Source organism: Bacillus sp. SORGH_AS_0510, from assembly GCF_030818775.1.
GTDB lineage: Bacteria > Bacillota > Bacilli > Bacillales > Cytobacillaceae > Neobacillus.
Window position 1 is genome coordinate 3,801,193 of the sequence record NZ_JAUTAU010000001.1, and the last position, 14,912, is coordinate 3,816,104.

18 protein-coding genes are annotated in these 14,912 nt (G+C 35.7%); 10 read left to right on the top strand and 8 right to left on the bottom strand.

Annotated features, from left to right (window positions below; genetic code table 11):
• Positions 1-84 precede the first annotated feature (84 nt).
• The 5 genes from QE429_RS19395 to QE429_RS19415 all read right to left on the bottom strand — a co-directional run bounded on the left by QE429_RS19395 (position 85) and on the right by QE429_RS19415 (position 6,098).
• The gene (locus QE429_RS19395; protein WP_307289370.1) at positions 85-1,038 is read right to left on the bottom strand and encodes an HNH endonuclease; all 954 of its coding nucleotides are present in this window, start codon (positions 1,036-1,038) and stop codon (positions 85-87) included.
• Between the two features lie 90 nt (positions 1,039-1,128).
• Positions 1,129-1,767, bottom strand: coding sequence for an HNH endonuclease (locus QE429_RS19400; protein ID WP_307289371.1), 639 nt, complete (start codon positions 1,765-1,767; stop codon positions 1,129-1,131).
• Positions 1,768-1,887: 120 nt separating this feature from the next.
• On the bottom strand, positions 1,888-2,262 hold the full coding sequence (locus QE429_RS19405; RefSeq protein ID WP_307289372.1) for a very short patch repair endonuclease: 375 nt from the start codon (positions 2,260-2,262) through the stop codon (positions 1,888-1,890).
• Positions 2,263-2,368: 106 nt separating this feature from the next.
• On the bottom strand, positions 2,369-5,371 hold the full coding sequence (locus tag QE429_RS19410; protein ID WP_307289374.1) for an ATP-dependent helicase: 3,003 nt from the start codon (positions 5,369-5,371) through the stop codon (positions 2,369-2,371).
• 22 nt (positions 5,372-5,393) lie between these two features.
• Positions 5,394-6,098: a hypothetical protein gene (locus tag QE429_RS19415; protein WP_307289377.1), complete on the bottom strand. Its 705-nt coding sequence runs from the start codon at positions 6,096-6,098 to the stop codon at positions 5,394-5,396.
• A gap of 246 nt (positions 6,099-6,344) precedes the next feature.
• On the opposite strand from QE429_RS19415, the gene QE429_RS19420 reads away from it, so the two are divergent.
• Both QE429_RS19420 and QE429_RS19425 read left to right on the top strand, forming a co-directional pair.
• On the top strand, positions 6,345-7,511 hold the full coding sequence (locus QE429_RS19420; protein WP_307289379.1) for a DNA cytosine methyltransferase: 1,167 nt from the start codon (positions 6,345-6,347) through the stop codon (positions 7,509-7,511).
• A 319-nt stretch (positions 7,512-7,830) separates the two neighbouring features.
• The gene (locus QE429_RS19425; protein ID WP_307289380.1) at positions 7,831-8,022 is read left to right on the top strand and encodes a hypothetical protein; all 192 of its coding nucleotides are present in this window, start codon (positions 7,831-7,833) and stop codon (positions 8,020-8,022) included.
• A gap of 34 nt (positions 8,023-8,056) precedes the next feature.
• Here the strand turns inward: QE429_RS19425 and QE429_RS19430 are convergent, their stop codons facing one another.
• From QE429_RS19430 to QE429_RS19440, 3 genes are all read right to left on the bottom strand, one after another.
• Entirely contained in the window at positions 8,057-8,830 is a 774-nt protein-coding gene (locus QE429_RS19430; RefSeq protein WP_307289382.1) for a hypothetical protein, read from the bottom strand.
• A 229-nt stretch (positions 8,831-9,059) separates the two neighbouring features.
• The gene (locus tag QE429_RS19435) at positions 9,060-9,428 is read right to left on the bottom strand and encodes a MazG nucleotide pyrophosphohydrolase domain-containing protein (protein ID WP_307289384.1); all 369 of its coding nucleotides are present in this window, start codon (positions 9,426-9,428) and stop codon (positions 9,060-9,062) included.
• Between the two features lie 120 nt (positions 9,429-9,548).
• Positions 9,549-9,887 carry a helix-turn-helix domain-containing protein gene (locus QE429_RS19440; protein WP_307289385.1) on the bottom strand — a complete coding sequence of 113 codons (339 nt, stop codon included), beginning with the start codon at positions 9,885-9,887 and terminating at the stop codon, positions 9,549-9,551.
• Positions 9,888-10,165: 278 nt separating this feature from the next.
• Here QE429_RS19440 and QE429_RS19445 point away from each other — a divergent pair, with 278 nt between their 5' ends.
• The 8 genes from QE429_RS19445 (at position 10,166) to QE429_RS19480 (ending at position 14,864) form a co-directional block, all read left to right on the top strand.
• Positions 10,166-10,396 (top strand): hypothetical protein, encoded by a 231-nt coding sequence (locus QE429_RS19445; RefSeq protein WP_307289387.1) that lies wholly within the window; start codon positions 10,166-10,168, stop codon positions 10,394-10,396.
• A 22-nt stretch (positions 10,397-10,418) separates the two neighbouring features.
• Complete coding sequence (locus QE429_RS19450) at positions 10,419-11,141, top strand: hypothetical protein (RefSeq protein ID WP_307289388.1); 723 nt, start codon at positions 10,419-10,421, stop codon at positions 11,139-11,141.
• 204 nt (positions 11,142-11,345) lie between these two features.
• A complete protein-coding gene (radC, locus tag QE429_RS19455) occupies positions 11,346-11,954 on the top strand; it encodes a RadC family protein (protein ID WP_307289390.1) in 609 nt (202 codons plus the stop codon).
• Between the two features lie 346 nt (positions 11,955-12,300).
• Positions 12,301-12,501 carry a hypothetical protein gene (locus QE429_RS19460; RefSeq protein WP_307289391.1) on the top strand — a complete coding sequence of 67 codons (201 nt, stop codon included), beginning with the start codon at positions 12,301-12,303 and terminating at the stop codon, positions 12,499-12,501.
• Between the two features lie 1,012 nt (positions 12,502-13,513).
• Positions 13,514-14,065 carry a helix-turn-helix domain-containing protein gene (locus QE429_RS19465; RefSeq protein WP_307289393.1) on the top strand — a complete coding sequence of 184 codons (552 nt, stop codon included), beginning with the start codon at positions 13,514-13,516 and terminating at the stop codon, positions 14,063-14,065.
• 11 nt (positions 14,066-14,076) lie between these two features.
• Positions 14,077-14,241: a hypothetical protein gene (locus QE429_RS19470; RefSeq protein WP_307289394.1), complete on the top strand. Its 165-nt coding sequence runs from the start codon at positions 14,077-14,079 to the stop codon at positions 14,239-14,241.
• A 48-nt stretch (positions 14,242-14,289) separates the two neighbouring features.
• Positions 14,290-14,571, top strand: a complete 282-nt coding sequence (locus QE429_RS19475) for a hypothetical protein (RefSeq protein ID WP_307289396.1) — start codon at positions 14,290-14,292, stop codon at positions 14,569-14,571.
• 107 nt (positions 14,572-14,678) lie between these two features.
• Positions 14,679-14,864, top strand: a complete 186-nt coding sequence (locus QE429_RS19480; RefSeq protein ID WP_307289398.1) for a helix-turn-helix domain-containing protein — start codon at positions 14,679-14,681, stop codon at positions 14,862-14,864.
• Positions 14,865-14,912 lie beyond the last annotated feature (48 nt).

The following is a 14,912-nucleotide window of genomic DNA, read 5'->3' on the forward strand; positions in this document are numbered from 1 at the left end:
GCTATCAATATAACAATACTAAATTCGCATTACTTTATTTTACTATCCATATAATCACTTAAAATCGTATTCTTTCATTTTAATTTACCTTTTAGTGTTCCACCAAGATCGATGCCAATTTAAGTAGAGTATGTTTGGGTACCATTCTTTCTTCTCTGGTAAATTAATGGTTTGGTTGTGATACTGTGTATAACTGCTTTGCAATAATGATTCATGTAGAAGTATCTTATATGACTCATCTATTGTGATCAGGCCCAAGTCAAAAAGATCATGGATATCAGAACGCAATAATAGTCCGTTATCAACTGTATTTGTGTCATCCCCTCGATAAGGGACAATATGTGCGGCTTGTAATGCTTCCACTATATCAAATCCAGTTACTGCACATTTTCCACCGTATGCCTCTATTAAATCTTTTCTAAACTTAGGCTGTCCTCTTCTGACTACCAATGAACTCAATGTTTTTTCTCTTGCGTCAGAAAGACTTTCGGGACTAAACTCACTTTTCTTTGTAACATTTTTCTCGATTTTACCAATACTGCTTTTGGATTTTGCCCTTGGATTATTCCAAGAATCCTGGGTATTATCTTTATTTGTTAGTAAAGAAATTCGTGCACCTTTTTTTGATGTTCCAGGCTGAGCAATTTTAATAATTTTGTTAAATAATTCTTCACTAAGCTTTGGTATTGAATTACCCCACCCTAATGTGTTCTCTACTCCGACTGCATCCCTATTTACCTTTCCGCTTCCAGATGAAAAATCGAGTGGTTCATTAAACCATTTAATATTTTTTAAATGAGCTAAATAAATAGTGTGTACGCGATCATTCCTTTTTTCATTAACCGCAGGATCACGGGTATCCAACTTGCCTACTATTCCATATCCCAAGAATTCATATTTATTTTTCTTGGTACTAAGATAAAGGAAATGATCACCTTTTTTTACTTTTATTGAATGGGTATTATCATATAGATATTTTTCTCCAAATATATCCGAGTATTTGGTTTGGTCACTTACTTTAAAAATCCAATAGCCCATAAATCCTCCTTATTTCCAGTTGGTTTACTTAGTAAAAGCACTGAAAAAACAACACTATTAGCTTCATATTAGTATTTATATAGTGAAAGGCTACTTAACATAAATGTATCCTTGCTGACCATCCTCCCCTTTAGCAGGCTGAATATTCATATTCTCTTTAGCTCTGATGAGTCTAACTGTGCGAGGCCAATCTTGTATTTCTGCTATTACTGATATCTTTATTGAAGGTACAAAAACGTTTTCATTTTCTTCAAAAAGTTTTTTCACTCTTTTGTACCCTGATTCCTCAGACATAATCACCTTCATCTGATCATTATCTTCATCACTGAACCAGTGTTTCTTTCCTAGATTACAAGGTACACATAGTGTCCAAAGGTTTTCGATATCGGTTTTACCTCCCCATTCAACTGGTATCTTATGATCAACCATTAACTTTACGCCATCCTCTATTCCATAGCCGCATCTTCTACACTTAGACTGGTCCCTTTGAAACACTTGGTATCGTAATTTTTGGTTAATGGGCTCTCTGTTTTTATCGGTTTTCTTTTGAGTCAATGAATGCAAGATATAACCGTCTTTTACAGACTCAATTTCCCATCCCTGTTGACGAAGTGATCTGATAGACCGTTGCCAGTCATGTACATCGGCGACATTTGAAAGATCGTCACGGCTTACCACTACCCCTACATTTTCAGTTAATAGCTTTAACATTCTTTTAGCAGCTGACATAAAATTTCTCTCCTTTATACTTTTCTACATTATAATACAGATTTTTTCTTCATGAATTCTTTTGCTGGCTATTAGTGTATCATTTGTTCATTGAATTACGAATAAAGTTTTCGATTGCACCTAATGTACCTTTAAAGTCCTTTTAAGATCATGTTCCCAAATGCGTAACAAGTTCCACCCTTTGTTCTGATAGTATTCAGTCACTTCGTTATCCCTTTCCTTATTTCTTTTTATTTTGTTAACCCAAAACTCCCTGTTTGTTGCAGGTATTGAACCATGTTGTTCACAACCGTGCCAATAACATGAATCAATAAAAATTACAACTTTATATTTTTGAATAGAAATATCGGGTTTGCCTAATAGGTTTTTATTGTTTTTACGGTACCTAATCCCCCTAGTCCATAACTCTTTATTAACCATCTCTTCTAATTTTGTTCCCTTAGATTTTACTGCCTTCATATTACGGGTTCTTTGTTCGTTTGTTAATTTATCCATTCATTTCTCCTTGCTGAAGCAAATCAAGATGTGGGATACATAGTCTATGAAATAAGAGTGAACCCACATGGATTCACCCTTTTTGGATAAACAGATTCCGATATCTTTAACTAATGATATCTTGTTCCTCATTTTCGCGTGCCTCCGTAAAGGTGAGGGAAGTATTACTTACTTGCTGTTTTGTCCATTTAGTATGCCCAGGACAAATCATTCTAAAATCACACTTTTTACATCTGCCAGTTGTACAACCTACCATTGGGAAATCCTTCGACTTTATTCCCTTTACGGCAGAAGCAACCTCATTTCTTACTGTTTGAAGGTTCTCTTCAGTTACATCTACTTCAACTCTTTCTTTAATACGATCTGAAAATTCCCCATCGGGAAGACTCTCAATTGGCGGTTTCGGGCTTAAAAAGTGCGCAACTGCTTTAAAAGGTTCCAGATTAAGCGCATGGCGAGCAGCATTCGAATAAAGTAACAATTGCCTTTCCACATCATGAAGTCTTTCAAAGTACATATTAACATTGTCCCATTTATGATTTTTAAAATCTATGAGACTAACTGGTTCACGAACTTCCATTCCATAATTATCCTTGGTCACTTTTTCAAGCAAGTCAATAGTACCGCTTATAAGAACCCCTGATTCTTTATCAATAAACTCAAAAGGCTTTTCAGCGTAAAGTATTAACCCCCCGTCTATACCATATGTATTAAAATATCTAATTAATGTTTGTCCAGCCGCTTCTCGTAGTCTTTCAAAGGGTTTCCCTGATGTATACCTTAAAGTGAATCTCTCCAACACCAGTTCTTTTATTAGTTCCTCCTGAACCTGTACGCCGCCTTTTGCACTGTCATGTACCTCAGCCAAAATATTATGGATCTGATCTCCATAACCAATAGATGATGATGAAATTCCAGGGTCGAATAACATTAAACATCTTAATTTATATTCATATGGACACTTCCAATAATAATTTAACTCAGAAAACGATGTGGGTAGTAAGGTAGTTTCTTCTGAAGGCCTTGGTACCCCATATTCACGCTCAGTTGGATCAACACCATTCGTAACTGCAAAGTCGTGACTTATTTCATTAAAGAACGGTGTTGGCCTTTTTCGGTTTGCATCTAAACTTGATATATTCAGGAATTTCCTGCACCGTGTAAGTGCTACATACCACAACCTTCGTTCCCCATCATCACCACCAGCATACCTTGCTGGATCAAATTCTTGTTCACTAAGTAGAGTGGACGGTCCTCTATTTCTCATGCTACTTGGAAAATGATAACTAGTTACACGTGGTATAAATACTACTGGCCATTCTAATCCCTTAGCCCCGTGAATTGTCATAATTTGCACAGCATTTGGGGAAAGGAATTCATTTGGTCCGCCTTCATCCATATTTTTCGCAGCCCATCCTCCCAGGAATATACAAAACGACCTTATATCGCTGGGTTTTATCCATTGATGTACCGCTTCGTATTGGGTTATTAAGCTGCTGACTTTACCTAAATTATACAGGACATCTTCTCCCCACTGCCGTTGCTCATTCCCACTACCAAGAATAGAGAGCATTTCATGGAAAATTTCTTGAATATAAATCCTTCTTGAGAGACGGCCACGCTCTTCCTTCGGCAAATTCTGTCTTTGAATTGTTGTCCTTTTTGAAGCAATCCACTCTAAGAACCTATTAGGATCGGAGTACGGCATTACATTTTGTTCAATAAGACTGTTAATTGTTTCACGGATAAACATCCTCGTCTCATCTACATTAAAATTTCTATTATTACCGTCAATATCGGTATATAAAAATTCCATTTCTGCCAATTGACAAAAAGCTGCTTGAATTAACAGTACCTCATCGTTACTGAATAATCCCCTTGTTCCAGTTACAATTACTGGTATTCCCGCTCTCCTTAAAGTTTCTACAAATATCCTTCCATTGGACCTGACACTTCTTATTAGAATAGCAATATCGGAATAATCAATGGCTCTTTTTTCTCCATTTTTTTCTGTTATTATGACTCCTCTTAGAGATGAAATCCTTCTTGCTGTCCATTCAGCCTCTTCCTCAGGGGTCTCGAAAATTCTTTTTTGAACATCACCCAGCTCCGCCATTTTTTCCTTTAAAACTGTTCCATCCTCTCCATCAACCCATTCCGAAGCAATCATGGACTTGGGTAGTCTTCTGCCCTGCGGTAGACGCCTGATTGCAGAGTTTGCAATTTCAATGACGGCATGTGTGCTGCGAAAATTCTCAGTCAGCTTTATTTGCTTAACATCTGGATATTTATTTTTAAAATTTAAAATATTACTTATGTCCGCACCGCGCCAACCGTATATTGATTGGTCATCGTCTCCTACAACGGTTACATACATTTGTTTTCCGCTATCAGACAAAAGCATTATCAGTTCTTCTTGTTTAGGATCAATATCTTGGTACTCATCAACAATGAGGTATTTAAATCTCTCCCTTACATCCGCCAACTTTGCGGAATTATTTTTTAGTGTGTTGGTTAAATGATCTACAATATCATTAAAATCAATAAAGTAATTAGGCTTACTGCTTAATAATTCCTTGTATTGCTTCACTGAGTTTTTCAAATCATCATTCTGCAATTCATCAATGTCGATATCTTCTACATGCAGTATGTTCAATGTTGAAATGAATTCTCTTACGGTTGCCCAATATCCACCTGTACTTGTTAATGGTTGTAGTCTATGTAAACCAATGTTATAAAAATTACTGGAGATAAAGGCTACTTGCTTGGTTTCATCAAGGATTTCAAAGGTTCGATATTTGGGATCAATCTCTTTTAACAGTTGCAAACAAAAACTGTGGATTGTCCCTATATACATGTCACCTATCGAAGGATTTTCAGGACTTATTTCCTCTAAGTGCTTCCTTATTCTTGTTTTCATTTCTCTTGCGGCTTTCTCAGTAAAAGTAAAACAAATAATGGATTCTCTTGGTACCCCTTCATCGATTATCAAAGCTGTCCTTTTAGAAATTACTTCGGTTTTTCCACTTCCAGCACAAGCTATTATCTGTAAATTACCAGCTCTGTGATTAATGGCCAGCTGCTGGCTGTCGGTATAAGTGATTGCCAATATAATTCCTCCTTGAAAAATTTTAGTAAGAAAAGTTTACTGTTTCTATTTCATTAATTAATCGACATAACCAAGCAACTTCTCTGTCACTATAAACTTTTAGATCATTCTTTTGGGTAAAAATAGATTTGGCACCATCTAAATTAAGCGGCATGTCGATTATTTTCTTTAGTCCAGGGATCTCGATGGCATTACGGAATGGTTTTTTTTGATAGAAAGTGTTTGAATTTTTTGTAGCCACTCTTAATTGGAGCCCATACCAATTGTTGTTTTTACTCTCAACAAACAAATCAACCTTTCCGCTTAAATCATATTTCATGTTGTATATAACCCTTTTAAAGGTAGTTTTTTCTTTCAATAGACTATGGCAATGAACATCCCTAACCAAAGAAGGAAATGTTCTGCTTAAACGGCCTTCAAAGGCATCCATTAGCTCTGGTTTCACGTTCTGATATATCCAATCTTTATTTATTAGGAAATAAAAAGTTAAAAACTCTTGCTGGGAAGGTATACGTTGATGGTAATAGATATAGTAATAAAAAATCACTATGAAGGAAGGTGGATTTAAATTGTTTTCAACAAAATAGTGTCGTTTTTTCCCCGTAACATCCAAGGTAGTACGTGCGAATTCTACTTCTATTTGCTGTGTAGCCAAATTCGCCAAATCAATATAGGCTGCAGGATTCATGTTAATCATTAGATTACGAATCGATTCATAATTACCCAAGTTGGTTCGCCCTCTTTCACTACTGAATTCGCACTATTATTCTACCATATATTTCTATTAAATGGTATTACCTCCCAAAATGGGAGGCTTTTATTTTTTAAGGAGGTGATGTTGTTCATTTTTATTTTTCCATAAAGAAAGGAAATGATATTATGGTATAATTAAAGACTAATGAGAACTTAAATATGATAATAATAGCTATTAGTAAAAAATAAGCTTTTTAATATGTTTGCAGGAGAGATTGCAATGAAATATAAAACTATAGATTTGTTTGCAGGAATTGGCGGAATTAGAAGAGGATTTGAAATGACTGGCCGTTTTGAAAATAAATTATCGGCAGAAATAGATAAATATGCCTGCAAAACTTACATGCATCTTTATGATGAAGATCCTTTTAACGATGTTACAAGTGAGGAGTTTAAAACAAAAGTAGAGAATACAACATATGATGTTCTATTGGGTGGATTCCCCTGCCAGGCCTTTTCAATTGCAGGCAAAAAAGAAGGATTCTTGGATCAAACACGTGGTACTCTATTTTTTGATATAGCAGATATTTTAAACAGAACAAGACCTAAAGCATTTCTTTTGGAGAATGTTGAAGGCCTGCTTAGACATAAAGGCGGTCAAACAATACAGGTAATACTTGATACACTTGTGAGAGGTCTTAATTACCATGTAATTGGTGTTGAGCAAAGCCCTGTTTCTGGAGAAGTTATGTTCACTCCTAACGACTTCCTATTAAATTCAAAAAATTTCGGACTACCCCAAAACAGGCCACGGGTTTACTTTATGGGATTTGATCGGAATTATTATGGTGATTTATTAAATGACCTTCCGATAAAGGAATTGCCTAAAAGCAGGCAAAAAGAGCCTATTTTTAATGATTTACATGACCTTTTAGATTATGGCAATGAAGCGGATTTTTATCTTGCTGAGGGTTACCTTTCCAGTTTAAAGAAACATAGGGACAAACATAAAGGAAAAGGAAACGGCTTTGGATATATTGTTGTAAATGAACTCGGTATAGAAAATCCAATATCAAATGCATTATTGGCAACAGGTGGTTCTGGAAAGGAGAGAAACTTGGTCTACGATCCTCAGGAACATATAGGCGGTATGGTAGTAAAAGGGAAACAAACTCCTCTTAATAATGAAGGAATCCGATTAATGACCCCAAGGGAGTGGGGCAAACTTCAAGGTTTCATAGGTTACGCCTTCGTTGAAGATGGTATCGATAAATTTTCTTTCCCTGAAAAAATGAGCAAAATCCAACAATACAAACAGTTTGGAAATTCTGTTACAATCCCTGTTATTGAAGTGCTTGCCGAGACAATGGTAACGATTTTGGACTATCTTGATTACGAACTGACTCAAATTAAGTATTCTAATATAAGAGAAAAAAGCCAGGTATAAAATAAAGACTCGATTCTTATCGGGTCTTTTTCAATTACTGTATCACGGCCTATTTTATGTATTTAATGTCCCTGTCGCACTTTCCCACGTTGACCTCACATGTTTCAGATATGTTGGATCAAGCATATTTGAGGACCAATCGTAGTCTGTATTTAAAATTTAAATTTAGTAAAAGACTTACGGACAACATTAAATCAAAAGCCGAACTTGTGCCCTTCTAGGTTAGAAGGGCTTTTTTAATGTTAAAAAATATTCACAAGGGTTTTGTAATTTATTATGGAATATTATCAGTAGGATTGGGAGAAAGGAAGTGACAAAAATGAAAGTTCCTTTAGGTGCAGATTTTTCATATGAAGAGGACGGAATCCAATTTCGCGTTTATCATAAAAATAAAAGGATTAAGCTTTACGCCCGTCAAGGAAACAAAACTGTCATCCAATTTGGTGAAACAGCATACCAAGCGGCTGAAAAGGCAAAGGAAAGATTGTTAAATAAACAAGCCCCTCTTTAAATAAGAAGGGCTTGTTTGGCGATTAAGTATTAATCTAGGAGTTTCTAATATGTAATGAACCTCTGTATTGGCCATCAATAAATCTAGTCCACATTGCAATGCTCTCATTTTCATTTTGATCCTTATTGTAGGGGTAATTATTTGGCATCTGTTTGGACCTTATACTTATAATAAGTTTATCCCACAGCTTGTCTATTGCATCATCTTTGTTTATTATTGTCCATGTTTCTGGATTTAAAGGATTTGCAAACTCCAAAATAAACTCTGCAGGATGTTTGGAAAGCCCCCTGGCACCTGTTCCTGTAAAAATAAAATACTTCAATACTTCCCCTAATGTATCTCTATGATCCCTAAACGGAGATTCATTCGAACTGTTTCTTACATCCTCACCTATTATACCATTCTCCCTTAACCACCAATACTTTTCAACAAGTGGGTCTAGTTCCTTAATATTAACCCCTGCATAATTGCAAGCAAATTCAACACCAGGTCTACGTGTATGATTAAGTAATGCTGGAGGGTTAGAGCCCTGTGATTTTACTGAATATCCAATTCCATTTATCTGGACATCACTCTTTGAAAGTGAAGGGGCTTTAGTAATACCAAGCCCTTCGGCTGTATTAATCAATTGTTCATCAGAGTATCCTACTATTGTTTTTATATCTAATCCTCGCGGTAAACTAGGATACTCAATATTACCAAAGCCAACACTTTCTACTCGAATTGGACATGGTATTTTAACCCTTCCATCCCTTAGTTCGATAAGCATAAATTTTAACCAGTATTCATGTCTTTCTCCTAAATTCATTAACTTCCCCCCTCAATAATCCTAATCTATTACTATTCAGATTACTTTATTCCTATATTCACCATAAAATAAAGCGTGTGCTGTAAACACATGATAGGGTTACACACTTAAGAAATATGACTTTTTTACTATCATTATACCAGAATACAAAAATTAGGAAATAAAAAACGAGTGTCAATAACACCCGTTATAATCATTGAGGATATCTCTATACCAAAGATTAATATAGTTAAATATCTTTATTAACCCTGTTTTTTACTTCTTCCATCTTGGAATAAAAGCCTTGTTCTAGATCTATATCAAAAAAGTTTGCTATTTTACAGATGTAAGCAAGACAATCAGCAAACTCTTTCCCCAAGTCCTGCTTAATTGTTTCTTTTGCCAATTCGAATGCATCTGCTTCACTCATACCATTGTTAGAATGCTTCTTTGTTAAATTGAAAGCTTTTCGCAGCTCCTCGGCCACCTCAGCAACTTCAGTTGTTAAAAGCATGTAATTATTCAGAAGAGAGCTTTTACTTTCCTTATAACTTTCAGCATTTATTTCCCAATTCATTTCCTTTTGATACACCTTTGCAAAATCCTGGAGTTCTCTCATTTTTACACCTTCCATATACCTTTTTAGTGTTAACTTAAAAAGGCTTCAATAGTCTTTTTTTATTATATGCTTACTTAAAGAAGATATCATTCTGGAAGGCACCAAGAATAACAATAATCACTAATAGTCATCTTCTTTAAGATAATCATCTATTTTAGCTTTAACCTTCTTCGAAAGATGTTCATGTCCGTTTTCTATCTTTGACACGGTATCTACTGCAACCCCCAATTTCTTTGACAGTTCCGTTTGAGTAAGACCCTCTCCCTTTCTTTTTATGAATAGAGACATTCCCATAGTAAAGGCGAATGGTTCAATTCTATCATCCGACAGAGTATCCTCATGGATCCACCTGCTATCGGGCTTTTGATATATCATATCGAGATATTCTTCAATACCTAACAATTGCTTTAATTCTTCTTCACTATCATAACAAAAACCGCTACAAAATTTATCTTTCATTATTAATCCCCCTACCCAACATTGGTTTCTATTATTATCTCAACCATTTAAATTTGTGTCGTCAATAGGCTGCACAAAAAAAATAACAATTAACCAAATTGGTATTTAATGGAAACCTATATGTTGGCAAAAAATAGTAATTTTTTTACCCTCAAATTATGCAAGATACAGAGCAGCCGCAAAACGTTCCGAGCCCACGGGGTTCCTACAAAACAATTGAAAGGAGGTGATGGCAACCAGCAAACTCTTAACAGCTCAATTAAAAGGAGGTGATAACTATGAAAAAACTAAGCAAAAGTGCTGTTAAATCAAGCATTAATAAAAATGGTCTATGGACTGGATTTCTTGTAACAAGTAAATTGAATCCATTTCAAATCAGCGGGTGCTGGTCTATTGGATTCAAGGTTTCAATAACCAACTTGGATGATCTTGAAAGAGCCCTTGTCAGATTTACTTACGCCAACAGTAATGATGAAGTAGGCAACAGCATTTTCTTCTATGAAAATTGATAAATGAGGAGAGAATTAATCGATGAATATTGAACAGGAACAAGGTATTGTAATCCCGCTTAAGGATGGGAACGGTAAAGCCAACATCCTACCAAGTCTGGCCATCTCCCTTACGGAGTCCAAAGAAAGGATAAATTCGTTACAAGAATTCGTGAAGGAAATGATGATCGAAGGAATTGATTATGGAGTTTTTGAGGGCTATCAAAAACCATCTCTATTGAAGCCTGGAGCTGAAAAACTCTGTGACGTCTTCGGTTTTTCCAAGTATATAAGCATCATTAATCGTATCGAGAACTGGGACGCAGGTCTTTTTGCTTATGACGTTAAGGTAACATTGAAAAGCAAAAGAAATGGTTTTACGGAGGCAGAAGGAATCGGAAACTGTAACAGTAAAGAAAAGTCCTTTATTAATCAAGACCCATTCAGCATAGTTAATACCCTATTAAAAATGGCTGAGAAAAGAGCTTTAGTCGATGCCGTTCTTTCAGCAACCAGAGCCAGCGGTATATTCACACAGGATATTGAGGATTTTCCAAAACTAAAAAAATATAAAGAAGGTGATGATCTTGTAACGGCCAGGCAGCTACAGAGAATTTTCAGAACTATAACAAATCTAAAAATAAATCCTGAAACTGCAAAAGAAATAATGAAAATGAATTACCTAGTTGAACGTAGTACCCAGCTCACCAAAAAGCAGGCCTCTTCCTTCATTCAGGACCTTGAGCTGCTTAAACAAGTTCCATAAAGGCAGGAAAGCAAAAAATGTTTTATCTATTGAGACTCCTGGTAAGAGTGCCAGGGCTATTTTTATGGACAAAAAAAGACGAGTTCATCCACGAACTCATCAAAAATACCACTTTATTTATATTATACAAAAAATAACATTTTCAATCAAACTGGAGAGGCCTTGGTCTCTCCTTTTCTATTATTAAATATTGGAGGAATCAATATGTCCAAATTATTAGATAAATTAACCTTTAAACAACTTTTAGCCACAACCATCCGTGAAAAAGATGACAGTTATATTGTCAGTGAAATTTTCAATCGCTTTCCTTCTATACAGGATTTATTGGAGGTAACTGAAGAAGAATTGCTTTGCATCAAAGGGATTGGCAAAGGAAAAGCTGCACAAATAATTGCTGCATTAAGTTTGGCACGAATGAATCCCTCACCTGTTGAAAAGCGGTTTACAATCCGATCACCTGAAGATGCTTATAATTACCTCAAGGATATGCAATACCTTACCCGAGAAGAATTTGTTGTCCTGGGGCTTAACACTAAAAATGAAGTTATGTTTCGTGAGTCTGTGTTCAAAGGTTCGTTGAATGCATCAATTGTGCATCCACGTGAGACTTTTAAGTATCTTATTCGTCGCAGTTGCGCCAGTGCAATAGTAGCCCATAACCATCCCAGCGGGAACCCCACTCCTTCGAGAGAAGACATAGATGTGACTAAAAGGCTAGCTGAAGTTGGAAAAGTGGTTGGCATAGACATCCTTGATCATATTATTGTTGGACAAGAACAATTTATTAGTTTAAAAGAAAAAGGATATTTATAAGCAGTAACGGGGGGCTGGCACCTTTAGCTATTCCCCTATGCTGTATATCAAATATCCTATTATTTTCTTCATCTACACCTGCATGTCTAAAAAATTTTTAAAGTGCTGGTTAAACCTTGCTATTTAAGGATTTCTTCAAAACATACACTTTATTGTGAGATACAATTTAATTGTAGTTATGTGTGGGGGTTACACCCAAAATAATCATAGTCCCCGATAATGGCTGAGGTATGATGTGATAAATAACCAAACACACAATTCCTTGATAGCTATTACTATTCGTTGATAATATATATGAAGAATCATCATTTAAAAATTGTAAATAATTTGAAAGAGGGAAGATATTATGAGAGAAATTGAAGTTATTGGAACAGTACAAGATGTGGCTAATGTTATTCAACAATTGTATCAACATATGGAAGTGGTTGTTGTAGGACCTGGAGCAGAAGAAGTAGGAGAATATGTGGTCAAAACTTTGAAAGATTTTAAAGTGGCTTATAAAGAACAAATGACAGATGAAGGACATAACATTAAAATATTTGATTGATAACAGCAAAACCTTTTAACTAACGGGTTCCGTTTCTAATTGCAATATCCAGTGCGCAAATTCAAAATTGTAACTAAACTTGAATTAACACCCGTAGAACGGAACCCTTGTTAAAAAGAAACTCTTGTACCATATCTCCATAAAAAAGCCAGATCCCCTATACCTACCTCATCAACTATGCAAAGTTAACCTATTTCCTTCTTGTGTAAAATTAATCCTGCTTATATGTGATAATCCTTATTTAGCAACTGGCTTCACTTGTGGTTACTCCAGACATTGGTTATTCCTAAATTAACAATGTTCATCTAGAGCCAATTGAGGGCTGCAATGGGAGGGCGGTGGGTATCAACTAACTCTTTTACTTTACTGATTATCACTGTTGTTAAATTTCCTGTTTCATGGGAATACGGCTCTGAATGCATACTACTCCCTGTGCAAAAGTGCATATTACTAGCAATTTCTGCACAAAGAGTAGTTCTTGAAGTTAAATTCCCCGTTCCTTTTTGATTGGGTATCCGTATCTTCATGTTCGTACTAACTAGCTTTCATTGAATCGTTCCTCTACTTTCTTCGACTACTTGATTCCAAAAGCAAACCGCTTTTTACAGGTACTTCCAACGCCCCACCTGCTTTACTTGGTTATTACCAAGTTCTATGCGATCCTCTAACCGTTTAATTCTTTCATTACTGAAAGAACTGAACCCCCGCAACTTATTTTTTGTACGCTTGGTACATAGGCTTCATTGCATTTATCCTACTGACGAAACAGACAGACGCACGAATATCTAGCTGCTCCGAGTGGTTTATTGCATCGGCCCGCCCTACCTTGCCAGTTTTTTTGAATACGCTGGTGCCAGGCATTCCAGCTCTCTCTATTCATCTAATATATTTATAAGCTATCTGATAGTCGATTGCAACAATTATTTTTCCATTTAGAAAAAAGTAAGTCGGATTATTTTTCTTTTTAGAACAATTGTGTTATATTTAATTCATAACAAGGAGGTTATTAAAAATGTCCAAACGCAAGTCATACCAAACAACAGAGCAGGATCTGAATGAATTAAAGAACAAAAAGAATGTGAATGAACGTATTGAGTGGATTCGAAAGAAAGCTTCAGAAGTTAACGAAGGATTGTACACCGTTTCAAAAGTAGCAAATGACATTAAGGTTAGCCCTTCTGTCATAACCAAATTGGAGTCTGGGTTTACCAAAAATCCCAACCTTGATTTACTTCAGAGCCTAAGCAGTTATTTTTGTGTCCCTATTATTGCTTTCTTTGATGAATACTATGAATCTCCCTATCCATTTACCATATTCGGGCCACGTCACTCAGGATTAGATGTAGGACCACTGTTTAGGGAAGCATACGAAGCCGATTTTTGTTGTACTGTTTCTTCTTTAAACAGTCAGCATACAGATACCATTGAAGGACGGTTTTATTTAACACCATTGGAAATTGAAGAATTTCAAGAGGAACTTGATTATCTTCTTTACAAATATAGGGCCAGAAAGGAAAGATGGACTTCAAAACTGACAGCCCTTGAAAATCTAACAAAGGAATAGGAGGTAAGGTGATGAATGCAGTTAACACAATTAAAGGGACTTTTTGCGATGCTGGAGACATTCCTGCAAGCTCAACACGGGAAAAGGAAGTACATTTAAGTCGAAGAATACCATCAATGACAAAAGCACTCTGTGAATGGAAACATTCAAAGGCTATTAAGGAGAAAGATGGTTAGCTGTTCTACTTCACTGTCGATATAAGAATTTAACGAGGAGGATTATTTATGAAAAAGATAAACCCTGTTTTTGAAACTTATTATAAATATAAAGACAAGAGTATTGACTCATTGATTGCTTTGTTATGCTCCATGGTCGAAAAGGCAGAAAATGAATATACTGAAACTTCTGAAAGGAAGTCCCTTCTAAAGGATATTGATGAACTTCATGCTCATACTTTGTTAGTATTGGGAATGCACCACCATACATTACAAATGCTAGCAGCCAATCATCCAGAGGTATATAAGGAAGTCTATGAAGTTGGGGACCACATAAAGAGCCTTGTATAAAGTAATAAAACGAAAACAAAGCGTTTAGCAAAAAAGGAACATTTAGATGGAAACTAAAGAACTGATACCTTAATTGCATTTTCACTGATATTTAGGGGGAGTACAAATTGAGTACACAAGGAGAATATAAAGAAATATTAGATGTCTCTGATATACAAAATATACTTGGAATTGGCCGTCGCCAGGCATACGAACTTGTGAATTCAGGTCAATTTCATACTGTACGCATCGGTCGACGGATTAAGATTTCACGTGATACATTTAATAATTGGTTAAAAGGCAGAGAGGATTAGTACTCTCTCCTTTTTTATATAACTTTACTATTACTGGGAGGTAGAAAC

Bases quoted from the DNA above. Each gene is read 5' to 3' on its own strand.
- QE429_RS19395 (WP_307289370.1), bottom strand. From the start codon at position 1,038: ATGGGCTATTGGATTTTTAAAGTAAGTGACCAAACCAAATACTCGGAT.
- QE429_RS19400 (WP_307289371.1), bottom strand. From the start codon at position 1,767: ATGTCAGCTGCTAAAAGAATGTTAAAGCTATTAACTGAAAATGTAGGG.
- QE429_RS19405 (WP_307289372.1), bottom strand. From the start codon at position 2,262: ATGGATAAATTAACAAACGAACAAAGAACCCGTAATATGAAGGCAGTA.
- QE429_RS19420 (WP_307289379.1), top strand. From the start codon at position 6,345: ATGAAATATAAAACTATAGATTTGTTTGCAGGAATTGGCGGAATTAGA.
- QE429_RS19425 (WP_307289380.1), top strand. From the start codon at position 7,831: ATGAAAGTTCCTTTAGGTGCAGATTTTTCATATGAAGAGGACGGAATC.
- QE429_RS19430 (WP_307289382.1), bottom strand. From the start codon at position 8,830: ATGAATTTAGGAGAAAGACATGAATACTGGTTAAAATTTATGCTTATC.
- QE429_RS19435 (WP_307289384.1), bottom strand. From the start codon at position 9,428: ATGAGAGAACTCCAGGATTTTGCAAAGGTGTATCAAAAGGAAATGAAT.
- QE429_RS19440 (WP_307289385.1), bottom strand. From the start codon at position 9,887: ATGAAAGATAAATTTTGTAGCGGTTTTTGTTATGATAGTGAAGAAGAA.
- QE429_RS19445 (WP_307289387.1), top strand. From the start codon at position 10,166: ATGAAAAAACTAAGCAAAAGTGCTGTTAAATCAAGCATTAATAAAAAT.
- QE429_RS19450 (WP_307289388.1), top strand. From the start codon at position 10,419: ATGAATATTGAACAGGAACAAGGTATTGTAATCCCGCTTAAGGATGGG.
- radC (WP_307289390.1), top strand. From the start codon at position 11,346: ATGTCCAAATTATTAGATAAATTAACCTTTAAACAACTTTTAGCCACA.
- QE429_RS19460 (WP_307289391.1), top strand. From the start codon at position 12,301: ATGAGAGAAATTGAAGTTATTGGAACAGTACAAGATGTGGCTAATGTT.
- QE429_RS19465 (WP_307289393.1), top strand. From the start codon at position 13,514: ATGTCCAAACGCAAGTCATACCAAACAACAGAGCAGGATCTGAATGAA.
- QE429_RS19470 (WP_307289394.1), top strand. From the start codon at position 14,077: ATGAATGCAGTTAACACAATTAAAGGGACTTTTTGCGATGCTGGAGAC.
- QE429_RS19475 (WP_307289396.1), top strand. From the start codon at position 14,290: ATGAAAAAGATAAACCCTGTTTTTGAAACTTATTATAAATATAAAGAC.